Origin of the sequence: Microbacterium sp. NPDC058389 (genome assembly GCF_042722305.1) — a bacterium.
In the GTDB taxonomy this organism is placed as follows: Bacteria; Actinomycetota; Actinomycetes; order Actinomycetales; family Microbacteriaceae; genus Microbacterium.
Window position 1 is genome coordinate 229,112 of record NZ_JBHXJQ010000003.1, and the last position, 22,108, is coordinate 251,219.

The 22,108-nt window shown below is 74.1% G+C and carries 21 protein-coding genes; 15 read left to right on the forward strand and 6 right to left on the reverse strand.

The features are described from left to right. Nucleotides 1-86: 86 nt before the first annotated feature. Both ACFWJ8_RS06245 and ACFWJ8_RS06250 read left to right on the forward strand, forming a co-directional pair. A complete protein-coding gene (locus ACFWJ8_RS06245; RefSeq protein ID WP_378809902.1) occupies nt 87-1,103 on the forward strand; it encodes an ATP-binding cassette domain-containing protein in 1,017 nt (338 codons plus the stop codon). After that, entirely contained in the window at nt 1,100-1,921 is an 822-nt protein-coding gene (locus ACFWJ8_RS06250) for an ABC transporter permease (RefSeq protein ID WP_378809904.1), read from the forward strand. The genes ACFWJ8_RS06245 and ACFWJ8_RS06250 overlap by 4 nt, the downstream gene beginning before the upstream one ends. Before the next feature lie 79 nt (nt 1,922-2,000). Here the strand turns inward: ACFWJ8_RS06250 and ACFWJ8_RS06255 are convergent, their stop codons facing one another. After that, entirely contained in the window at nt 2,001-4,973 is a 2,973-nt protein-coding gene (locus tag ACFWJ8_RS06255) for an ATP-binding protein (RefSeq protein WP_378809906.1), read from the reverse strand. Between the two features lie 561 nt (nt 4,974-5,534). Between ACFWJ8_RS06255 and ACFWJ8_RS06260 the strand changes: the two genes are divergently transcribed. Beyond that, nucleotides 5,535-5,822, forward strand: a complete 288-nt coding sequence (locus ACFWJ8_RS06260; protein ID WP_378809908.1) for a GIY-YIG nuclease family protein — start codon at nt 5,535-5,537, stop codon at nt 5,820-5,822. 192 nt (nt 5,823-6,014) lie between these two features. Here ACFWJ8_RS06260 and ACFWJ8_RS06265 read toward each other — a convergent pair whose 3' ends face one another. Next, complete coding sequence (locus ACFWJ8_RS06265; protein WP_378809909.1) at nt 6,015-6,437, reverse strand: DUF1801 domain-containing protein; 423 nt, start codon at nt 6,435-6,437, stop codon at nt 6,015-6,017. 4 nt (nt 6,438-6,441) lie between these two features. Further along, a complete protein-coding gene (locus tag ACFWJ8_RS06270; RefSeq protein WP_378809911.1) occupies nt 6,442-7,008 on the reverse strand; it encodes an HhH-GPD-type base excision DNA repair protein in 567 nt (188 codons plus the stop codon). A 192-nt stretch (nt 7,009-7,200) separates the two neighbouring features. On the opposite strand from ACFWJ8_RS06270, the gene ACFWJ8_RS06275 reads away from it, so the two are divergent. From ACFWJ8_RS06275 to ACFWJ8_RS06325, 11 genes are all read left to right on the forward strand, one after another. After that, complete coding sequence (locus tag ACFWJ8_RS06275; protein ID WP_378809912.1) at nt 7,201-9,579, forward strand: FtsX-like permease family protein; 2,379 nt, start codon at nt 7,201-7,203, stop codon at nt 9,577-9,579. Further along, nucleotides 9,576-12,326, forward strand: a complete 2,751-nt coding sequence (locus ACFWJ8_RS06280) for an FtsX-like permease family protein (RefSeq protein ID WP_378809913.1) — start codon at nt 9,576-9,578, stop codon at nt 12,324-12,326. Before ACFWJ8_RS06275 ends, ACFWJ8_RS06280 begins: the two co-directional genes overlap by 4 nt. 4 nt (nt 12,327-12,330) lie before the next feature. Beyond that, nucleotides 12,331-13,437, forward strand: coding sequence for an ABC transporter ATP-binding protein (locus ACFWJ8_RS06285; RefSeq protein ID WP_378809915.1), 1,107 nt, complete (start codon nt 12,331-12,333; stop codon nt 13,435-13,437). Further along, on the forward strand, nt 13,434-14,219 hold the full coding sequence (locus ACFWJ8_RS06290) for an ABC transporter ATP-binding protein (protein ID WP_378809917.1): 786 nt from the start codon (nt 13,434-13,436) through the stop codon (nt 14,217-14,219). Before ACFWJ8_RS06285 ends, ACFWJ8_RS06290 begins: the two co-directional genes overlap by 4 nt. A gap of 156 nt (nt 14,220-14,375) precedes the next feature. Beyond that, nucleotides 14,376-15,926: a protoporphyrinogen/coproporphyrinogen oxidase gene (locus ACFWJ8_RS06295; RefSeq protein WP_378809918.1), complete on the forward strand. Its 1,551-nt coding sequence runs from the start codon at nt 14,376-14,378 to the stop codon at nt 15,924-15,926. An 87-nt stretch (nt 15,927-16,013) separates the two neighbouring features. Then, entirely contained in the window at nt 16,014-16,397 is a 384-nt protein-coding gene (locus tag ACFWJ8_RS06300; RefSeq protein ID WP_378809920.1) for a hypothetical protein, read from the forward strand. A 1-nt stretch (nt 16,398) separates the two neighbouring features. Continuing rightward, complete coding sequence (locus tag ACFWJ8_RS06305) at nt 16,399-16,803, forward strand: phage holin family protein (RefSeq protein ID WP_378809921.1); 405 nt, start codon at nt 16,399-16,401, stop codon at nt 16,801-16,803. Further along, nucleotides 16,793-17,071 (forward strand): hypothetical protein, encoded by a 279-nt coding sequence (locus tag ACFWJ8_RS06310; protein WP_378809923.1) that lies wholly within the window; start codon nt 16,793-16,795, stop codon nt 17,069-17,071. The genes ACFWJ8_RS06305 and ACFWJ8_RS06310 overlap by 11 nt, the downstream gene beginning before the upstream one ends. 179 nt (nt 17,072-17,250) lie before the next feature. Then, nucleotides 17,251-18,096: a uroporphyrinogen-III synthase gene (locus tag ACFWJ8_RS06315; protein ID WP_378809925.1), complete on the forward strand. Its 846-nt coding sequence runs from the start codon at nt 17,251-17,253 to the stop codon at nt 18,094-18,096. 6 nt (nt 18,097-18,102) lie between these two features. Beyond that, nucleotides 18,103-19,101, forward strand: a complete 999-nt coding sequence (cofD, locus tag ACFWJ8_RS06320) for a 2-phospho-L-lactate transferase (RefSeq protein ID WP_378809927.1) — start codon at nt 18,103-18,105, stop codon at nt 19,099-19,101. Further along, nucleotides 19,101-19,850, forward strand: coding sequence for a sulfite exporter TauE/SafE family protein (locus ACFWJ8_RS06325; protein WP_378810091.1), 750 nt, complete (start codon nt 19,101-19,103; stop codon nt 19,848-19,850). Before cofD ends, ACFWJ8_RS06325 begins: the two co-directional genes overlap by 1 nt. A gap of 7 nt (nt 19,851-19,857) precedes the next feature. Here ACFWJ8_RS06325 and ACFWJ8_RS06330 read toward each other — a convergent pair whose 3' ends face one another. After that, nucleotides 19,858-20,472 carry a class I SAM-dependent methyltransferase gene (locus ACFWJ8_RS06330; RefSeq protein WP_378809928.1) on the reverse strand — a complete coding sequence of 205 codons (615 nt, stop codon included), beginning with the start codon at nt 20,470-20,472 and terminating at the stop codon, nt 19,858-19,860. Continuing rightward, the gene (locus ACFWJ8_RS06335; protein WP_378809930.1) at nt 20,463-20,894 is read right to left on the reverse strand and encodes a cupin domain-containing protein; all 432 of its coding nucleotides are present in this window, start codon (nt 20,892-20,894) and stop codon (nt 20,463-20,465) included. Before ACFWJ8_RS06335 ends, ACFWJ8_RS06330 begins: the two co-directional genes overlap by 10 nt. A 93-nt stretch (nt 20,895-20,987) precedes the next feature. Between ACFWJ8_RS06335 and ACFWJ8_RS06340 the strand changes: the two genes are divergently transcribed. Next, complete coding sequence (locus tag ACFWJ8_RS06340; RefSeq protein ID WP_378809931.1) at nt 20,988-21,425, forward strand: hypothetical protein; 438 nt, start codon at nt 20,988-20,990, stop codon at nt 21,423-21,425. Here ACFWJ8_RS06340 and cofC read toward each other — a convergent pair whose 3' ends face one another. Further along, the gene (gene cofC / locus ACFWJ8_RS06345) at nt 21,426-22,058 is read right to left on the reverse strand and encodes a 2-phospho-L-lactate guanylyltransferase (protein WP_378809933.1); all 633 of its coding nucleotides are present in this window, start codon (nt 22,056-22,058) and stop codon (nt 21,426-21,428) included. Nucleotides 22,059-22,108 lie beyond the last annotated feature (50 nt).

Consider the following 22,108-nt stretch of genomic DNA (forward strand, 5'->3'; position numbering starts at 1 on the left):
GCCTGACAGCGGCGTGACAGTGGGACGACAGCGGCACGGACGCCGCGACAGCGGGACGACAGCGGCTCCGGAGCACTCTGGACGACATGACCATCACCAGTTCCGCATCCCGCATCCCCGCGGTCCGCGCCGAGGGGCTCGTCAAGACCTTCGGCAGCAACCGCGCGGTCGACGGCGTCGATCTGACCGTCGAGGCCGGCACCGTCTACGGCGTGCTCGGGCCCAACGGCGCGGGCAAGACCACCACCATCAGCATGCTGTCGACACTGCTGCGACCCGACGCCGGACGTGCCGAGATCTTCGGCTACGACGTCGCACGCGACCCGCAGATCGTGCGCCAGCTGATCGGCCTCACCGGGCAGTTCGCGTCCGTCGACGAGACGCTGTCCGCTACCGAGAACCTCGTCATCTTCGCCCGCCTGCTCGGGCTCTCGCGCATCGACGCGAAGCGCAAGGCCGCCGAGCTGCTCGAGGAGTTCTCGCTCACCGAGGCCGCGACCCGGCCGCTCGCGAAGTTCTCCGGTGGCATGCGCCGCCGCCTCGACCTCGCGGCATCCCTCATCGCCCAGCCGCCGCTCATCTTCCTCGACGAGCCGACGACGGGCCTCGACCCCCGCACCCGCGGGCAGATGTGGGACACGATCCGCCGGCTCGTCGCCACCGGGTCGACGGTGGTGCTGACCACGCAGTACCTCGACGAGGCCGACCAGCTCGCCGACCGCATCGCCGTCATCGACCGCGGCACCGTGGTCGCCGAGGGCACGGCGCTCGAGCTCAAGGCCTCCGTCGGCCAGGCGTCGCTGCTGCTGCGCCTGCGCGCGGGCTCCGACATCGCCGAGGCGCAGCGCGAGATCGCCCGCGTCCTGGGCGCCGCCGCGATCGTGTCGCCCGAGGCCGCGCGCCTCACCGTGCCGATGAGCGACCCCGACCGCGTCGCCGACCTGCTCGTCGCGTTCCGCGAGGCCGACCTGCACCTCGAAGAGCTGAGCGTCCAGCAGCCGACGCTCGACGAGGTGTTCCTCACCCTGACCGGCAAAGGCGTGCCGGACGACGACGAGGCCGCCCACGCGACGGCCGACGACCTGCAAGGAGTCCGCGCATGACCGCCATCGCGACCCCCATCGTGCCGGTCTCGGACCGGCGGCTCTCGAACCGCACGAGCCTCGCGCTCACGGTGCAGAACACGCTCACCATGGCCTGGCGCGGCATCCTGAAGATCCGTCGCACACCGGAGCAGCTCATCGACGTGACGGTGCAGCCGATCATCTTCACGCTGATGTTCACGTACATCTTCGGCGGAGCGATCGCCGGCGACGTCGCGAGCTACCTGCCGATCATCATCCCCGGCATCCTCGTGCAGACGGTCATCACGACCTCGGTCGTGACCGGCGTGCAGCTGCGCGAAGACATGGACAAAGGGGTGTTCGACCGGTTCCGGTCGCTGCCGATCGCGCGCATCGCGCCGCTGTCGGGAGCACTGCTGGCCGACACCCTGCGCTACACGATCGCCACGACGATCACCTTCGTGATGGGCTTCATCATGGGCTTCCGCCCGGGCGGCGGGCTCGGCGGCGTGGTCGTGGCCGGCCTGCTCGTGATCGCGTGCTCGTGGGCGATGAGCTGGATCTTCGCGTTCTTCGGCGTCATCGCGCGCACCGCGTCGAGCGTGCAGGGCATCTCGATGCTCATCCTGTTCCCGCTCACGTTCCTGTCGAACGCCTTCGTGCCCGCCGACACCATGCCCGACTGGCTGCAGTGGTTCGTGAACGTCAACCCGGTCTCGCACCTGGTGACCGCCGTGCGCTCGCTCGTCAACGACGGCGTGGTGACCGGTGACGTCTTCGTCGCGCTGCTCGGCGCCGCGATCATCGTCGCGGTGTTCGCGCCCCTCACGGTGCGCGCCTACATGCGCAAGGCGTGACGCCCCGCCGCGACCCGCGGCACCTCCGGAGGGCCGGGGCGGATTCCGATCCGCCTCGGCCCTCCGGCGTGTGCGGGGGTCAGCCGAGCAGCGCGGTCAGCTCGGCGACGTCGGCCTCGGCGCGGGCCGCGGGATCGTCCGCGCCCACTGTGCCGGCGGCCGCGTCGGTCGCGTCAGCGGCGGCCGCGGCGGCGAAGTCGAGCGCGCTCGTGCCGAGGCGCTCCCGCAGCACCCGCAGGAAGGGCTCCTGCGCGTCGACGCCGCCGCGGATGCGTGCGGCCGCGGCGAGGGCGCGCGCTGCGTCGGCTTCGCGTCCCTCGGCCGCCAGCCAGCCTGCGAGCGAGATGGCCACATCCGACACGATGGGGTGGTCGGCGCTGTCGACGGCTGCCGGCAGCGCCGACCGGAGCGCGTCCGCGGCTTCGTCGTTCCGCCCCAGCAGCACGAGAGCCTGCGCCCGCTTGGACCGCGCCCACGCCACGAGCTGGTCGGGGAAGGACGGCACCGCGTCGGAGTCGACCTCGTCGAGGTGACGCAGGGCGGCCGCACCGTCGCCGACGGCGATCTCGATGGTCGCCGCGCTCATGTCCGCCTGCGCGATGCCCTGCGGCGACTCCTTGTCGCGCGCGAGCCGGGCGATCTGCTCGAGGCGGGTGCGAGCCTCGTCGACGCGGCCGAGCCGCAGGAGCAAGCCGATGCTCTGCGCCCGCTGCTGCACGAGGTCCGCAGTCGAGGTGAGCCCGGTCAGCGCCTCCGTCGAGGTGTCGGCCACCTCCAGCGCCTCCTCGAGGCGTCCGGCCAGCTGCAGCCACTCCGAGCGCATCTGGCTCGCGAACGCGGTGCCCCACACGTCGCCGAGCCGCAGGAAGGTCTCGAGCGCCCGCTCGCTCTCGACGCCGAGCGTGACCGTGTCACCGCTGTTCTGCGCGATCGCCGAGCGCATCATGCTGACGAACGCCCACGACCACTCGGGCGCGTCGGTGAGCCCGGTGTCGTCGATCACCGTGGTGCGGGGCCAGGGTCGGCCGGGCGGGGTGTCGCGCGCGGTCGCGGCGACGCCACGCAGCAGCGGGCCGATGACCGCCGACAGCTCGCTGCGGTGCACCGCCGCGGCCTCGATGACGGCGGGCGACTCGCGCTCGAGGAGGTCCAGGGCGGCGCGGGAGGTGCCGGTGTCCGAGATCCGGTCGCCCTGCCGCGCCTCGCCCGCCGCGGCCGGTGCGAGGCGGTCGGTCTCGCGCCGGCTGATGTCGAAGGCGCGGGCGAGCAGCCCGACGCCGCGAACCACGACGGCGGGCTCGGAGTCGAGCGCGCCGGCGACATCGAAGAACCGTGTGATGCCGCCCGCGAGCTCCTCGAACCGCTCACGCATCAGCCACGTCCACAGGCTCGCGCGGACGAGCCGCAGGCCGACGTCCTCCAGGTCCGGCTGTTCGGCGCACGTGCGCAGCGCGGCGCTGAGGTTCTCGTCGTCGGCGTCGAACCAGGCCAGTCCGTCGCGCACGGCCGGGCCGCGCAACCGGGCGTCCTCCCGGGCGGCGAGCTGCGCCATGGCACGCGCTTGGATGCCGCGGAACGCCGCCTCGCGACCTTCGACACGCAGGCGGTCGATGCCGTACTCGCGCACCGTCTCGAGCATGCGCAGGCGGCGGTCCGCGCGGTGCAGCAGCGACTTGTCGACGAGCGCCTCGAACGCTCCAGGATCGACGCCGAAGGCCGCCGCGACGACTGGCACGTCGGCGGCCCCGACGCCGTCGGGGAACACCGCGGCCGACAGCAGCGCGGTGCGCTCGGCATCCGTCAGCGTCTCCCAGCTCCAGTCGATGAGCGCGCGGAGCGTCTGATGGCGTGCCTCGATCGCACGCGGGCCGGTCGCCAGCAGCGCGAAGCGGTCGTCGAGCCCGGAGTCGATCTCGCCGATCGTCAGCGTGCGCGCCTTCGCCGCGGCGAGCTCGAGCGCGAGGGGCAGGCCGTCGAGCCGCGTCACGATGCGTGCGACCGCCTCTTCGTCCTCGGGCGCGGGCGGGGTGCCGCGCGCCGCGCGCACGCGGCGCGCGAACAGCTCGCGGGCGTCGTCGGAGGGGAGCGGGCCGAGGTCGACGAACCCCTCGCCGGCCAGCCCGAGCGGTTCGCGGCTGGTCGCGAGGATGCGCGTGCCGGGGGCTCCGCGCAGCAGCTCGAGGGCGACGACGGCGGCCTCCGCCGACACGTGCTCGCAGTTGTCGAGCACGATGAGCGCGGTGCGGCCGGTCAGCGCCTCGAGGACACGCTCGCGTGCGGTGGCCGTCATCAGCTCGCCGACGCGGATGCTGCGTCCCACGGCGCCGGCGACGGCCGCCCACACCTCGCCCGGTGCCGCCGGTGCGAGCTCGACGACGATCGATGCGGGGCGCCGGCGCGCGGTCTCGAACGCCAGCGTGGTCTTACCGGCGCCGCCCGGACCGATGAGCGTGACGAGGCGCTCGCCCTGCAGCTGTCCGTCGATCAGCGCCAGTTCGCGCTGTCGGCCGATGAGCGGCGTGAGCGCGGCGGGGACGGCGGCCACGCCGGGCGCCGGGCCGTCGCCCGACGGCGGGGGGACGGTGGATGCCAGTCGCTCGGCGTGCGCGCGATCCTCCAGCAGGTCCCGCACGACCCAGTCGAAGCCGTCGCCCGGCGTCCACGGGTCGCCGATCCACAGGTCGAGCGCGGCACGCGCATCGGCGGCCGCGGCGCCCGCGTCTTCGGCGCGGCGTGCGCGCTCGACGAGGTCGGTGAAGCGGGCGAGGTCGACGTCGTCGCGGTCGACGGCGAGCCGGTAGCCCCCGGGCACCGCCTCGAGTGCGCCGTCGGGCAGCGCGCGGCGCAGCCGCGACGCGAGCGACTGCAGCGACGCCCGCGGATCCTCTGGCGGGTCGTCGGGCCACACGTCCTCGGCCAGCGCGCGGTACGCGACGGCCGTGCCGGCGTCGAGGGCGAGCCGGAACAGCAGCGCCTCCTGCCCGCGCCCGCGCACGTCGAGGGCCCGGTCGCCGTCGGCGATCGAGAGGCCGCCGAAGAACCGCAGTCGCACGCGCTCCACCTTAGAGCGCGCCCCGTTCCGTGACCGGCTTCCGGGCCGGTCTCGTCGCCCGCGCTTCGTCTCGCCGGCGCTCGCTCAGCGTCCGGGTGATCGCGTGGATCGGGGGCGGGCCGGGCCTGGCCCGTGCACGCGCTTCGTCTCGCTGGCGCTCGCTCAGCGTCCGGGTGGTCGCGTGGGCCCCGGACGTGGCGGTGCGAAGCCGGCTCGTGCACGCGCTTCGTCTCGCTGGCGCTCGCTCAGCGTCCGGGTGGTCGCGTGGATCGGGGGTGGGCCGGGCTTGGCCCGTGCACGCGCTTCGTCTCGCTGGCGCTCGCTCTGCGTCCGGGTGGTCGTGTGGGCCCGGACGCTGAGCGAGCGAGGTACGAGCGAGACGAAGCGCGACCCGAGCGACTCGGGCTTCCGGACGCTGAGCGAGCGAGGTACGAGCGAGACGAAGCGCGACCCGGGCGACTCGGGCCTCCGGACGCTGAGCGAGCGAGGTACGAGCGAGACGAAGCGCAGCCTGTGGACAACGGAAGAGGCCTGTCGCGGGAGACGCATAGTGTCCTGCCCATGCCCTTCGTCTACATGCTCCAGTGCGCGGACGGCACGTACTACACCGGCAGCACGTTCGACCTGGAACGACGTCTCGCCCAGCATCAGGCCGGCGAAGGCGCGCAGTACACGCGCGAGCGGCTGCCTGTGGAGCTCATCTGGTGCAGCGAGTTCGAGCGGATCTCGGACGCGTTCGGCTGGGAGAAGCGGATCCAGGGCTGGAGCCGCGCGAAGAAGCAGCTGCTCATCGACGGGCGCTACGACGAGCTGCCCGGTTGGAGCGTCCGGCACCGCGGCCGAAGCTGATCGTGCACGCGCTTCGTCTCGCTGGCGCTCGCTCAGCGTCCGGGTGATCGCGTGGGCCCCGGAGGTGGCGGTGCGAAGCCGGCTCGTGCATGCGCTTCGTCTCGCTGGCGCTCGCTCAGCGTCCGGGTGATCGCCGGCTCGTGCGCGCGCTTCGTCTCGCCGGTGCGCGCTCCGCGTCCGGAGGGGGCGGCGTCAGCCCTCCGCGCCGTCGCGGGCGCGCTGCCCGAAGATGCCGGCGGTCAGGGTCGCGTACGAGGAGCGCACGACATCCTCGAGCACGGCGAGGTCGATGTCGTCGAGGTTCTTGAGGTAGAGGCATCCCACCCCCGACGTGTGCGGGCCGAGCCGCGACAGCGCGTCCGCGTGGGCCGCCGTCCCGTCGGACAGGTACACGACGGTCGCGGTCTTGCGGGGCGCGAAGCCCGCGGCGGCCGCGTCGCCCGAGCGCCCCGACGCGTACTCGTAGTGGTACCGCCCGAACCCGACCATGCCGGGATGCTGCAGCACGGGCTCCTCGCCGGTCACGCGATGCATCAGGTCCAGCAGCGTGTAGGCGTCGCGGCGTCGCAGCGCGGGGGTGACACCGGCCAGGAACTCGTCGACCTCGGCGTTCATGCCCTCAGCCCTTGGCCGCGGCCTTCATGGCGCGCTTGTGCTCGCGCACCTTCGCCAGCGAGTCCGGCGACACGATGTCGGCGACGCTGCGGAACGATCCGTCCTCGCCATAGGGGGCGGATGCCTCCCGCCAGCCCGCGCCGGTGTACCCGTACTGCTTGCCCAGCAGGGCGAGGAAGATCTTCGCCTTCTGCTCACCGAACCCGGGGAGCGCCTTCAGTCGCTTGAGCACCGTGGCGCCGTCGGGGGCGCCCTGCGTCCAGATCGCGGACGCGTCGCCTCCCCAGTCCTGCTCGACAGCGCCGCACAGCGACTGCACGCGGGCCGCCATCGATCCGGGGAAGCGGTGGACGGCGGGCGTCGCCTTGAACAGCTCGGCGAACGCGTCGGGGTCGTAGCCCGCGAGGCCGCCGGCATCCAGGGTTCCGGCGCGCTCCGAGATCTTGAGCGGACCGGCGAACGCCGTCTCCATGGCGACCTGCTGGTCGAGCAGCATGCCGATGAGGAGGGCGAGCGGGTCGTCGGTGAGCAGGGCGTCGGCGGCGGTGTCTCCGGTGATGTGAAGGGCCATGGCCCCAGTCTCCCACCGTCGACGGGCCGTACGGGAGCGCCTGGGCGCCGGAGGCCCGGGGCCTTCGAGTGCGGGAATGCGCTTGTCGGGTTAGGTTGGCAGGACGTGCGCCGGGGTCCGCCCGGTGCAGACACGTGCGACGACGACGCAGCTCACGTCGCCCACCCGACCCCCCGCGGAGGACCGAGCCTGATGCCCGATCGTTCCGCGCCCGGGTTGCCGCCCGTGGCATCGGCCGTTCGCCTTCTCCTTCGGCGGTCGTCGGCGCGTGCGGGACTGCTCGCCAGCGCGGCCGCCACCGTCGCGGTCGCCGTGGCCACCGTGTGCCTCGTGCTGGCGTGGCTCGGGCACGCCGTCGCGGTCGCCGGGGATCCGCCGCCCCCGGGCGTCGACGCCGCGGACGTGGCCGACGAGGTCGCCGCGGGAGCCGCCGCGCTCGCCTCGGCGGCGCCCGCGCTCGTCGTGCTCGTCGCGCTGCTCGCCGGCACCGCGGTCGCGCAGCTCGCCCGCCTGATCGCTGCCGCGCGCGAGCACGAGACCGCCACCATCCGGGCGCGCGGGTTCTCGCGGGCGCAGGCCTGGACGAGCGATGCCGCCGAAGGAGCCGCCGTCGCGCTCGCGGGCACCGCGGTCGGACTCTTGGTCGCCGCCGCGGCTGCCGCCCTCGTCGGCGCCGGACCGCTCGCCGGCCTCGCGCCGTGGCCGTGGGCGCTCGCGCTCGCGGTGCTGCTCACCGCCGTGTTCGCCGTCGCGCTGCGCCGCGGCGAAGGCCGCCGCCCATCGGCGCGCGCCACGCGTGCCACCACGGCCGCCGTCGTCGGCGTGCTGCTGCTCGCGACGGGTCTCGTCGTGTGGCAGCTCCCCCTCGCACGCGGCGCGGGCTTCGACCCGATCGTCGCCGTCGCCCCGGCCGTCGTGCTGTCGGCAGGTGCGGTCGTCGCGCTGGCCGTGTTCGGGGCCGGGGCCGTCGCGTGGGCGCGGCCGGCGGCATCCACCCCCGCTCTCGAACCGGGCTACCCGGCGCGCCAGGTCGCCCGCCGCCTCCCGATCTTCGCGGTCGCCGTGCTGCTGGTCGCGCTGACCGTCGCGCAGGCCGTGTTCACCGCCTCGTACGGCGCCACCTGGACCGCCATGACCACCGATTCCGCCGCCGTCCGCGCCGGCGCCGATCTGCGCGTCGACACGACGCCCCAGCCGGTCACGCCCGCCGAGGTCGCCGGCGCGGCGGCCGTGCCGGGCATCGTCGCCGCCGCCGGCGCCCTCGCGACCGACGTCGAGGTGGGAGAGCTCGACGCGCAGCTCGTCGCCGCACCGGGCACATCGCTCGACACCGTCGTGACGACGGCGGGCGGCCTCATCGACACCGCGGCGCTCGCCGCGACGGCCGACGGCACCGTCACGACCGACCCGGTGGACCTCGGGGATGCCGCGACCGGCGTGCGCGTGACGGTCGAGATCGCCGGGATCGACGGGGCGACCGTGGTCCCGGTGCAGCTCGCGGCCGTGCTGCTCGACGCGACGGGCACGCCCGCGGTCGTGAACCTGGCCGGCGACGCCGCGCCCGCGGGGCAGGGGTCCGTGACGTACACCGCGGAGGCGGACCTGCCGACCGGCACCGCGCCGTGGCGCCTGCTGGCGCTGCTGCTCGGCACTCCGCCGAGCCCGGCGCCGCCGCAGGTGTCGGCGGTCCTCACCTCTGTGGAGGCCGTCGGCGGCGCCGAGCTCGACCTCGAGGGCGGCGCCGAACTGACGGACGGCACGCGTGAAGCGGTGCTGTGGCTCGCCGACGGCGCCGACGAAGGGGCCGAGACGCCCGTGTCGGCCGCGGTGACCACCGCGCTCGCCGAGCGCCTCGGCCTCGGCGTCGGCGACCAGCTCGAGTTCCGGTACGCCGGTGCCGGCCGCCGCGGCGCCGCCGTCGTCGCCGCGCTCGTGGACGCCGTGCCCGGCACATCGGCACCGCTCGCGCTGTTCGTGCCCATGGAGACCCTCCTCACCTCGCAGCTGCAGCGCGGCACCTCGATCGTGACGCCCGACTCGGTGTGGGCGGCCGGCGACACCGACGCCGACGACGCGTTGAGCGCTGCGCTCGGGGACCGGCCCGTGGCGACCTCGGCGCCGGGCGTCACCGAGAGTGTCGTCGGCGCACTCGTCCCCGGCTGGTGGATCGCGACGGTCGGCTCGGCCGTGCTGTCGCTCGTGGCCGCCCTCGCCATCGTCCAGACCCTCGCGATCGCCCGGCGCCGCGAGCTCGGCGTGCTGCGCGCCGCCGGCGTCACCGCGCGCCGCCAGGCACGTATGCGCGCGGCCGAGCTCGGCGGCGTGTTCGGTGCCGCCGTCGTGCTCGGCGCCGCCGCAGGGGTTCTGGTCTCGGTGCTGATCGTGCCGCCGCTCGTGCACGCCGTGACCCCCGGCATCCTGTCGATCGCCGGCGGCCTCCACATCTCGTGGCTGCCACTGGGCATCGCGGTCGCGGCGCTCGTCGTCGGCCTCGCGGCGATCGTCGCCGCGGCCGCCGCGGGTGTGCGTCGCGCCGCCCGCACCGCGACGGTGGGGGAGGAGGCGCGATGACCCGCCGCGTGACCACCGGCGCCCTCGTCGCGCACCACCTGCGCTCGCGTGCGGGCGGCTCGGGCATCGTCGCGACGCTCGTGCTGGTGCTGACGGTGCTGGCGACGGCAGCGCCCATCGCTCTCGGGATCGTGGGGGATGCCGCGCTGCGCGACCGCCTCGACGGTCTGCCGCCGACCGCCCGCGACGTCGTGTCCGAGAACACGGGCTTCCCCCAGCTGCCGCAGACCGGCGCCGACATCTCGGGTGCCGAGGGGCCGTACTCGACCGACGAGGTGTGGGGCCCGTTCCGGGCGTCCGTCGAATCCATCCGCGAGAGCGCCGACGCGCCGCTGCCCGGCATCCTCGGGCCGGCGCGCATGGTCACCCTCCACAGCGACGACGACGTGCTCGAGTCGCCGCGGACGCAGGCGCTGACCCTCGCCTTCGACCCGGACTACGAGGACGAGATCCGGATCGTCGAGGGACGGATACCGGAGGCCGCGGCATCCCGGTTCCCCCGGATCGAGCCCGAACCCGGCGAAGAGCCCGCGGTGAACGTGCTCAACCGCATCGAGGTCGTGCTGTCGACCGACACGGCCGCCGAGCTGGACTGGTCGGTGGGCGACGTGCACACGATCGGACTGCCCACCAACCCGATCGAGATCGAGCTCGTGGGGGTGTTCGAACCGGTCGACGCGGACGGCGACTACTGGCAGCACGTCCCGTCCGTGCTGACCCCCAAGGTGTTCGACGACGGCAACGGCCCGCGCAAGCTGACCGGCACCGCCTACGCCCACCCGGCCTCGCTCGTGGCGACAGGACTCGACGCCGCGTACTCGACGCTCGTCTGGTACCCGACCGATGCCGATGCGATCAGCCGTGACGACGCCGAGCAGACGGTCGCCACGCTGAACCGCCTGACGGCGGTGTCGCACACCATCGCGACCTCCGACGGCGGGCCCGGCATCCTGAGCCTGCGCTTCGACGCCGACATCACCGGCGAGATCGAGCTCGCCCTCGCGCAGGAGGCCTCGACGGCCGCGGTCATCGCGATGCTCGTCGCCGGTCCGGTCGGGGTGGCGGTCGCCGTGCTGGTGCTCGGCTGCCGGCTCATCCTCGAAGGCCGCCGTCCCAGCCTGCGCCTGCTGTCGGCGCGCGGAGCCTCCACCGGGCAGCTGCGGCGGCTCCTCGCCGTCGAGGGTGCGATCGCAGGCGCCGTGCCCGCCCTGATCGGCGCCGTCGCCGTGGTCGTGCTCGGCGCGCTGCTGTTCGGCGCCGCGCCGACCGTCGCCGGCTTCGTGCCGGCGGTGCTCCTCGCCCTCGCCCCGATCGCGATCCTCGTGGCGCTCGCCCCCTCGGCCGCCGAGCGGCAGACCCGCGCCGACCTCGGCATGCGGGGGTCGCGGCTGCGGCTCATCACGGAGGGCGTCGTCACCGGACTCGCCGCCGTCGCCCTCGTGCTGCTGTTCATCCGCGGGTACAGCGACGGCGTCGACCTGCTGATCGCCGCCACGCCGCTGCTGCTCGCCCTTGTCGCGTGCCTCATCACGCTGCGGCTGTACCCGCTGCCGCTGCGCGCGGTGCTCGCCCGCGCCCGCGCGTCCGCGGGAGCCGACGCCTTCCTCGGCGCGGCGCGGGCGCTGCGCGAGCCGTCGATCGGGCTCACCCCCGTGCTCGCGCTCGTCGTGGGCGTCTCGGTGGCCGTGTCGTCCGGCATCCTCCTCTCCGCGCTGCAGAGCGGCATCACCGACGCTGCACGCGCACAGGTGGGCGCCGACGTGCGCGTCACCGGCGGCACGTTCACGCGCGAGCAGCTCGACCGCGTCGAGGCGGTCGACGGTGTCGACGCCGCGACGGGCATCTCGGGTGCCGACCCGGCGACGATCGACATCGACGGCGTCAAGCGCGCCACCTCGGTGTTCGTCGTCGACGCCGCGGACCTGCGTGAGGTGCAGGGAGACGGACCCGGGATGCTGCCTCCCGGGGTGTCGCTCGAACCCTCTGACGGACCGATGCCGATCCTCGTCGCGGCAGCCACCGCCGACCTGATCGGCGACACCGAGAAGATCGACGTCGGCGGCGTGGAAGCCCAGGTCGCGGGCGTCAGCCGAGGACCCGTGCCCACCGGCGTGCGCGAGAACTGGGTCACCATCGATTCGTCGTACGCGCAGGACGTCCTCGGTCGCGACCCCAGCGACCGCACCCTGCTCGTGCGCCTCGACGCGGGAGTGAGCCCTGTCGCCGTCGAGGACGATCTCCGCGCGATCCTGGGCGACGGGGTCCGCCTGGCCACGGCGACGGAGATCGCCGCCGACATCCAGTCCGGTCCCGCCGTCCAGGGCGTGCGCTGGGCGCTGCTGGCGGCCACCGCCATCGCGGCGCTCCTCAGCGCCCTCGCGATCGTCATGACGCTCGCGCTCGCCGCCGGCCCTCGTGCCCGCGTGCTGGCGCTGCTGCGCACCCTCGGCGCCCCGCGGCGGGCCGCGACCTCGCTCGCGCTGTGGGAGATCGGACCGCCCGCCGTCGCCGCGGTCGTCGCCGGCACGCTGTTCGGGCTCGTCGTGCCGCTCGTCGTGCTGGCGGCCGTCGACCTGCGGCCGTTCACCGGATCGTCGGTGGCGCCGGCCTACCAGGTCGACCCCGGCATCCTGCTGCTCACCCTCGGCGGGTTCCTCGCGCTCGCCGTGCTGCTCACCGCGATCGCGCTGTTCGTGTCGCGGCGCATCCGTGCCGCGGGCGCTCTGCGCACCGTGGAGGAAGGATAGGACCATGGCGGACACGCAGGCTCCCACCCCCGCGCGGGGCGGTTCCGCGGCACCTGTGCGCGTCGGCGCACCCGACGCCGACATCCTGTGCCTCGACCTCGTGCGCATCTTCAAGGTCGCCTCGGCCGGCGGCCCGGGCGTCGAGGTGCAGGCGCTGCAGGGGCTCAACCTGCGCATCGACCCGGGCGAACTGGTCGCCGTCGTCGGCGCGTCCGGTTCGGGCAAGTCCACCCTGCTCTCGATCCTGTCGAGCCTCGACCAGCCCACCGCGGGCGTCGCGTGGGTCGCGGGGCACGACCTCCTCACGATGACCGAGAAGGAGCGCGTGGTCTTCCGCCGGCACAGCGTCGGCTTCGTGTGGCAGCAGACCTCGCGCAACCTCCTGCCGTATCTGTCGGCGAGTGAGAACATCGCGGCCGCCCTCGCGATCCCGGGTCGGGTGAAGGGCGCCGCCGCGCGTCAGGCGCGCGTCGCGGACCTGCTCGACCTGCTCGAGGTGTCGCACTGTGCCGAGCGCCGCCCCGGCGAGATGTCGGGCGGCGAGCAGCAGCGCGTCGCGATCGCCGTCGGCATCGCGAACGAGCCGCGGGTGCTGCTGGCCGACGAGCCCACCGGCGAGCTCGACGACACCGCCAGCGCGCACGTCCTCGAGGCGATGCGCTCGGTCAACCGTGAGCTGGGCGTGACGACCTTGATCGTCACCCACGATCCCGGGGTGTCGGAGCACGTCGCCCGCACCGTGCAGATCCGCGACGGCCGCACCTCGACCGAGGTGCTGCGCTCGACGCGGGTCGACGAGCACGGCGCCGAGCAGCACGTCGCCGAGGAGTACGCCGTGCTCGACCGGGTGGGCCGCCTGCAGCTGCCCGACGAGTTCGTCACCGCCCTCGACCTGCGCGAACGCGTGCGCCTCGCCCTCGAACCCGACCATGTCGGCGTGTGGCCCGGCCAGCAGGCCCCCGACCCGGGTGCCGACGCGAACGCCCCGGTCGCCGACGCGAACGCCCCGGTCGCCGACGCCGAGAACCCGGTCGCTGAGCCCGTCGAAGCGCCGCACGAACCTCGGGCCGCGGCATCCGCTCCCGCACCCGACCCGGAGGACCTCGCATGACCCTCGCACTGCGCGGCGAGAAGCTCAGCCGCACGTTCTCATCGGCCGCGGGCGACGTGCACGCGTGCGTCGACATCGACATCGAGGTGGCCGCGGGCGAGCTCGTCGTGGTGCGCGGTGCCTCCGGCGCGGGCAAGACGACGCTGCTCAACCTGCTCGGCGGTCTGGACACCCCGACGTCCGGCACCGTGTGGATCGGCGACGTCGAGGCCACCGCGCTCGACGAGGACGCCCTCGCCGCCCTGCGGCGCGAACGGCTGGGCTTCGTCTTCCAGTCGTTCGGGCTCATCCCGATCCTGTCGGCGGCCGAGAACGTCGAGCTGCCGCTGCGCATCGCCAAGACGCCGCCCGCCGAGCGCGACGCGCGCGTGGCCGAGGCGCTGAAGCTCGTAGGCCTCGCCGACCACGCCGCGCAGCGGCCGACCGAGCTGTCGGGCGGCCAGCAGCAGCGCGTCGGCATCGCCCGTGCGATCGCCGCGCGCCCGCACGTGCTGATCGCCGACGAGCCGACGGGCCAGCTCGACTCGCGCACCGCCGCGACCGTCATGGACCTCATCGGCGACCTCGTGCACTCGCAGGGCCTCGCCGCTGTCGTCCCGACCCACGACCCGCTCCTCGTGCAGCGGGCCGACCGGGTCATCGAGCTGCACGACGGCCGCGTCACCTCGGTGACCGGAGGGGCGATGGATGCCGCCACCGCCGCCGTCCCGGCGACCGACGCAGACGAGCCACACGCTCCCCGCACGCGCGCCGAGGCCCGCGAGCAGCGCCAAGGCCACTGACCCCGGGTTCGAAGTTCGCGCGGTCAGGGCCGCGCACCCACGCGATCACCGGTCGCTGAGCGAGCGCCAGCGAGACGAAGCGTGTACGCGGGGGCACCGAACCCGACCTGGGTCAGGCGCCGCGACCCGGGGAGCACCCAGCACGGCGATGCGAGGATGGATGCCGTGACCGTCCCCGCCGAACCGTTCCAGGAGCTCGTCTCCCACGCCCGCGAGACCCGGGTCGTGGTCGTCGGCGGCGGCATCGCCGGGCTCGTCGCGGCCTGGGAATGCGCCAAGGTCGGCATGGCCGTCACGGTGGTGGAGGCATCCCCTCGCCTCGGCGGCATGATCGGCACGGCCGAGACGTCGGGCCTGCGGCTGGACGTGGGCGCGACCTGCTGGTCGACGCGCGGCGGAGCCGTGCGGCGCCTCGTCGACGAAGTGCTGCCGGATGCCGTCGTCGTGCGTCCGCGCGACGACAGTGCGTGGATCGCGGGGCTCCCCAAGGGCGCCGCCGCCCCGTTGCCGCACGACACGCTGCTGGGCATCCCTGCGAACCCGTGGGACGAGGGCGTCCGTCGCATCATCGGGTGGGGCGGCACCTGGCGCGCCTACCTCGACCGCCTGCGACCTCCGCTCACGATCGGCTCCGAGCGGAGCCTGGGCCGCCTCGTCGCCGGCCGCATGGGCGACAAGGTGCGCGACCGCCTGGTCGCCCCGCTCAGCGTCGACCGGTTCGGTCTGGCTCCCGACGACGTCGACGTCGAGGTCGTCGCCCCCGGCCTCAACCCCGCCCTCACGCGCACCGGCTCGCTCGGCGGCGCCGTCGCCGACCTGCTCACCGACGCCCCGGGCGCCGCCATCGAGGGACTGGACGGGGGGATGCCGCAGCTCGTCGCCGCGCTGCACGCGAGCCTCGTCGAGCGCGGCGCCGTGGTCCACACCGGCGCGTCCGTGACCGGTCTCGTGCGCGATGGCGAGGCGTGGACCGTGACTCTCGCGGTCGCTGAGCCCGTCGAAACGTCCGAGACCGCCTTTCGACAGGCGCAGGGAACGGACGGTCAGGGTGCGGGACCGCAGGCGGCCGACCCCGCGCCCACCGGGCTCGCCGCCGACGCCGTGATCGTCGCGACCGACGAGGCGGCGGCGCGCGCGGTGCTCGGCCCCGTGGTCGCAGACTCCGCGTTCGGCGCCGTCGTGCCTGCGGGCATCTCGCGAGAGGTCGTGACGCTCGTCGTGGACGCGCCCGCGCTCGACGCCGCGCCGCGCGGCGCGCATGTCCACGCCGTCCCCGGCTCGGGTCGCGCGACCGGCCTCGTGCACGAGACAGCGCGGTGGGAGTGGCTCGCCCGCGACGCCGGAACCGGGCGCCACGTGCTGCGGGTGGCCTTCGGCGGTCCGGACGCCTCGCCCGCCACCGCCGGCCTGGCCGACACCGACGCCTTCGTGCTGGCCGCGGGGGAGGCATCCACTCTTCTCGGCGTGCCCGTCGAGCGCATCGTGGCCGCGCACCGCGACCGCTTCACGCTCGTCCCGCCGGTGTCCGCCCGCGGCCAGCGGCAGCGTGCGGCCGCTGCGCGCGCCGCCGTCGCGAAGGCGCCCGGGGTGGCCGTCGTCGGCGCCTGGGTGGCAGGGAGCGGGCTCGCGCAGGTCGTCGCCGACGCGCACGCCGAGGCCGACCGCGTCCGGCGCGGCGCGCTGTGGGGCGGAGAAACCCACGCCTGACGCCCGATGTCAAGTGGATGCCGGAATCGGCATACAGGGCTACCCTGGGGAGGGTCGTCAGGTGCACACCGAGTGTGAGGAGACCCCATGAGGGGCAAAGCTGGACTCGTCATCGGACTCGCCATCGGGTATGTCCTGGGCACGCGCGCAGGGCGCGAGCGCTATGAGCAGATCAAGGCGCAGTGGCTGAAGGTGTGGAACCTCGACCCCGTGCAGGAACAGGTCGGCAAGGTCAAGGACTTCGCCAAGACCCAGGCGATGGCCCTCCCGTCGACGCTGTGGGACGCAGGCGTCAAGGTCGTGAAGGCCGCTGGTTCCCAGGGCACGCCCGGGCAGAAGCTCGACGCCGCCATCAAGGTCGGCAAGGACTCGCAGGACGACCTCGGCAAGGCCGCGCAGACCTCGGCCAAGGCTGTGAAGGACGCGGTCGACGACGCCGTAGAAGACGCCACCGGCCAGGGCGGGGCCTGACGTGGAGACGCGCAGACGCGGATTCCGCGACCGCGCGGACGACAGCCTGCTCACGCTCCTCGGCGAGGTCCCGGAGCTGATCCGCAACCTCGTCATCGCCGAGATCGACGCGGCCAAGGCCTGGCTGGCCCGCACCGCGAAGGACGGCGGCTGGGGCGCCCTGTGGGTGTTCGCGGCGCTGTTCGTGCTGTTCTGGTCGGTGCCGGTGCTCGGCACGTTCGTCATCGCCGGGCTGTCGTCGTGGTGGCCGGTGTGGCTGTCGGCTCTCGTCGTCTTCTTCGCGATGCTGATCGTGACGGCGGTGCTGGCATGGCTCGGCATCCTCCGCTTCCGCAAGATCGGCGAACGGCAGAACCCGGTCCAATCGATCGCCCAGGACGTGAAGGAGGTGCGCGATGAGCTCTGAGGCTCCCGTGCCCGTGCCCCGCACCGCCGTGCCGCTCGGCATTTCCGACCCCGTCGAGCAGGCCCGTGCCGAGCTCAAGGCCGCACTCGCCGCCATCGAGGAGAAGGCCAACGTGCCGCGCCGCGTCGGACGGGTCGTCGACGAACGCGTCGCCCAGGCGCGGGCGTTCAACCGTCGCAACCCGGCCCTGGCCGCCGTCGCGGTCGTCGTGGGCGCCGTGGCGATCGGCGCCGCCGTGTGGGGAGCGGTCCGGCTCTACACCCGCTGACGCTCCAGCGCCCTCGCCGTGGACGGCGTCCGTCCGTTCAGGAACGAGGGGTATGCTCGGAGGTCGAGGCAGTGCAATGGTGCGTATGCTGCCGTCCGCGCGAACCCGATTCGAATCGCGCGTCGGCTGCTCGAACGTCATGGGCGGCCGACTTTGCACCATCGAGAGTCGACCCCCTTATGAACACAGCCGCAGCATCGCACCAGCCCGTCAAGCCCCTGACCGGCTGGCGCGTCCTCGTGCCCCGCGGCGGACCCTGGGGTGACGGCGTGGCGGCCAACCTGCGGCGTCAGGGCGCGACCCCCGTGATCGCCCCGCTCATCAACTTCGCGCCCACGAACGATCAGGCGACGCTCGATCAGGCGCTGGCAGACCTCGCCGCCGGCGCGTTCGACTGGCTCACGGTCACCAGCGCCACGACCGTGGACGTGCTCTACGCGTACCGTGCGGTCGTGCCGCCCACCACGAAGGTCGCCGCCGTCGGTGAGACGACCGCCGCGGCACTCCTCGCCGTCGGGTACCGGGTCGACCTGGTCCCCGAGCGCGACAACTCCGCCGCCGGCATGGCCGAGCAGCTCATCGGGCTCGAGCCCGAGGCGCGCGACATCCTCACCCTCCGCAGCGAGATCGCCAAGCCGGTCCTGACGCGCATGCTGACCGACGCCGGCCACCGCGTGCGCAGCGTCGTGGCGTACCGCACGGTCGGCGTCCCGGTCACCGAGCGCATCGCGGAAGACGTGCACTCGGGCCGCATCAACGCCATCCTCGTGACGAGCGGCTCGGTCGCCCAGCAGGTGCACGAGCAGTTCCCCGAGCTCCCCGAGACCACGCTGGTCGCCGCGATCGGACCGCGCACCGCGAAGGACGCGCGCCGCGCAGGCCTCGACGTCGACATCGTCGCCGAGGCGCAGACGGTCGACGCGCTCATCGACGCCGTCGCGAAGTTCCCGCTGCCGCACTCGTCCGACGAGTTCGCGCCGAAGACCGGTGTGCTGCCGCAGCTCCACGTGAAGCCCCAGGCCTGAAGGCCCGTGACGCACGCGCCCCGCATCGTCGTGCTCGCCGGCGGCGTCGGCGGCTCCCGGTTCGTGATGGGCGTCCGCGGCGCGCTGCGCGCCCGCGGCATCGCCGACACCGCCGCCGCCCTCACGGTCGTCGTCAACACCGGCGACGACCTGTGGCTCTCGGGCGTGCGCCTGCAGCCCGACGTCGACTCGATCACGTACGCCCTCGCCGGCGTCAACGACACCGAGCGCGGCTGGGGCCGCCAGGGCGACACCGAGCGGGTCAACCACGAGCTGCAGGAGTGGGGTGCCGGCTGGCCGTGGTTCACGCTCGGCGACCTGGACCTCGGCACGCATCTCGCCCGCACCGGCTGGTTGCGCGAGGGACTCACTCCGACGCAGGTGCTCGAGCGCATGTCGCACCGCTGGCCGCTCGGCGCCCGACTGCTGCCGATGACCGACAGCGAGGTCGACACCATCGTCGTGCTGCACGACGGCACCCGTCTGCACTTCCAGGAGTGGTGGACGCGGCATCGCGCGACGCTCGCGCCCGCGGCCTTCGAGAATCCCGGGGTCGAGGCATCCACCCCCGCCCCCGGCGTCGTCGAGGCGATCGCCGCCGCCGACGTGGTGCTGCTCGCGCCGTCGAACCCCGTGGTGTCGATCGGCCCGATCCTCGCCGTGCCGGGTGTGCGCGAGGCTCTGCGTGCCACGGCCGCCCCGGTCGTGGGCGTCTCGCCGATCATCGGCGGCAGGGTCGTGCGTGGCATGGCCGACGTGTGCCTCACCGCGATCGGCGTCGAGACCTCCGCCGCGGCCGTCGCGGCACTGTACGGCGCCCGCGCGGACGGCGGCGTGCTCGACGCGTGGCTGATCGCCGAGGAGGACGAGCACCTGGCCGCAGAGGTCTCGGGTCGCGGCATCCGTTCGCTGGTCCGCCCGCTGTGGATGACGGATGCGGACCGCTCGGCGTCGCTCGCCGACGCGGCGCTCGCGGCGGCTCGACCTGAAGCACACGCACCGTGATGCTGCCCGACCTGGCGTGGTGGGCGTGGGCTCTGCTCGGTGTCGCCGCTGTCGTCGTCGGACTCTCGAAGACCGCCGTGCCCGGCGCCGGCACCATCGCCGTCGCGATCTTCGCCGCCGTGCTCCCCGCGAAGCGGTCGACCGGCGTGCTCCTGCTGCTGCTCATCGTCGCCGACATCTTCGCCGTCACGATGTACCGGCGGCACGCGGACTGGAAGACCCTCGTGCGCCTGGCGCCCGCGGTCGTCGCGGGCGTGCTGGTCGGCGTCGTGTTCCTGTGGTTCGCCGACGACCTGTGGGTCAAGCGCACGATCGGCGTGATCCTGCTGGCGGTGATCGCCCTCACCCTGTGGCGGCGACGGGTCGGCGCGCAGGTCGAAGGGGACGGCGGCTCGCACCGGGTCGCCGCCGCGACCTACGGCACGCTCGGCGGGTTCACCACGATGGTCGCGAACGCCGCCGGCCCCGTGATGTCGATGTACTTCCTCGCGGCGCGGTTCGAGGTGAAGGCGTTCCTCGGCACGGCGGCGTGGTTCTTCGCGATCGTCAACGTGTTCAAGGTGCCGTTCTCGATCGGGATCGGGATCATCACGGTGCCGGGCCTGCTCATCGACCTCGTGCTCGTGCCGCTCGTCGTCGTCGCGGCCTTCCTCGGCCGGTGGCTCGCCGACCGCATGCCGCAGTCGGTGTTCGAGAAGCTCGTCATCGGCTTCACGATCGTCGGAGCGGTCTACCTGCTGGTGGTCTGAGCCCCGGTCAGGCGGGGAGGGATGCCGCGTTCCGCGCGATCACCGTGATCCACCGTTCGACCGAGTCGGGGAGGGTCGACTCGGCCACCCGCTCGGGCGTCCAGCCCGCGGCGGTCAGGGCGGCGGTCAGGCCGGCCTCGTCCCAGTAGGTGAAATGGCGCGGGTCGTCGAGCTTGACCTGGGTCCAGGCCTCGCCCTCGCCCTTCTTGAAGCTCGCGACGAGGACGCCGCCCGGGCGGCATGCGCGGTGGGCGGTGGCGAGCACACCGGCAAGCGCGGTGCGCGGGACGTGCAGCAGCACGGCGTTCGCGAAGACGGCGTCGTACGGGCCGCCGAAGTCGTCGGCCCGCACGTCGAGCACGCGCGCCGCGTGGCCGGCGGCCCGCTGCGCCTGGACGAACGCGGCCGCCCCGTCGGTGCGGTCGACGGTGAGGCCGGCGGATTCGAGGGCCGCGGCATCTCTTCCCGGCCCGCTGCCGAGCTCGAGCACGTGCGCCCCTGCCGGGACGCGGGCCAGCAGCGCGTCGACCTCGGGAGCCGGGGCGGCTGCGGTGCGCTCGGCGTACTGCTGCGCGCCGCGCTCGTAGGCGGCGAGGGTGGCGTCCTGCGGGTTCAGCTCCACGGTGAGGGGCGCTCGGGGGCGCGGCGGCTGTCGTCGGGGAGCTCCGGCAGCTCCTCGCCGCCGGCGCGCAGGCACAGCCAGCGGAGCTGCTCCGGGCTGTCGGGCAGCGCCCGCCACGTGCGGAACACGCCCTGGCCGACGCGCACGACGGTGCCGGGGCCGACGTCGACGACGTCGTCGTCGAGACCCATCTGGCCGCGCCCGGCGAGGAACACGTAGACCTCTTCGATGCGCTCGTGCACGTGCCAGTAGCCTGCCTCCTCGCCCGGCTCGAAGGCGTTGGCGCTCATGCCGATGTACTGCATCGTCAGCTCGTGGTCGACGATGCGCCGGCCGTCACGCGACTTCTCGGGCGTGAAGCCGCCGTAGTGCCCCCGCCACTCGTCGAGGCCGCCCATCTCCAGCACCTGGTAGTCGCTCATTCCGCCAGGCTAACGGGGCTCACGGGAGCGCATCTTGTGGAGTGACAACAAAGATCTCGGGGAAGCCGTTGTGGTCACCGCTAGTCTCGCGGCATGACGACCGCTCCGCCTGCCGGCACGATCGCCGCCACCCGGCTGGGGTGGCGCTTCTGGGTGGCGCTCGTCGCCTGGACCGCCGTGGTCTCCGGCTTCGTCCTCGGCCTCATGACCTTCGGGCGGCTGTTCGCGCTGGCGCTGGGCAATGCGCTGGGCTCTGAGCCCTCCATGCATGAACAGGTCGCGGTGTGGCGGTGGTTTGTCGGCATCGCGATCAGTCTCGGGGCAGCCGCCGTCGCGGCGGCGGTCGCCCAGCGCTGGGTCGCCTTCGTGCTCGCACTCCTCATCGCCGCCGCCTGCGCATTCTTCGCCGTCGGACTGTTCACCAACGTGCGTTCCACGGTGGCTCCCGTCGCCCCGGTCGAGCACGTCGATCCAGGCCCGCCGCCGTGCGCGTGCTACAGCGGCAGCGTCTGCGACTGCCCCGGCGGCTGATCAGACCGCGGCGCTCTCCAGCAGGGCAGCCGTGCGCGGGCCGAGGCCCAGGGCGCGGGCGGCGACGAGCTGCGCGGCGGTGTCGACGTCGCGGCGGAGGGTGGAGGCATCCCGGATCTGCAGCGCCTCGCACCCGAGCGCGACATGACGCGCGAACGAGCCGTCGCCGAACGCCGACGTCCACTCCACTCCGACGCCGGCGGTGACGAGCGTCGACCCGGTGCCTTCGGCGTCGGGCACGACGGCGCGGGGGAGGGATGCCGCGGCCCGCAGCGCGTCGCCCAGATCGTCCGGACGCAGCGCGGGCAGGTCGCCGAGCAGCGCCGCACGCGGCATCCGGCCGCCTGGGTCGATCGCCGCGACCCCGGCGGCCACGGCGGCGTCGAGCCCGCGGGCGTCACCCTCGGGCACGAACCGGAGGGCGGGGATCATCGCCGCGTCGCGGGCGAGGGCCGCATCGTCGGTGACCACCACGACCTGCGCGACGTCGTCGCAGGCGGTCGCCGCCTCGAGGGTGTCGAGCGCGATCGCCCGGGCGAGGTCCTTGCGGGCCACCCCCGGTACGTCGAGGCGGGACTTGCCGTGCGCCGACGGCTTGACCGGCACCACGACGACCCAGCGCGGCGTCCGCAACTCCGCAGGATCGGCGGGCGACGCAGGCGACTCGCCGAGAGCTGCAGGTG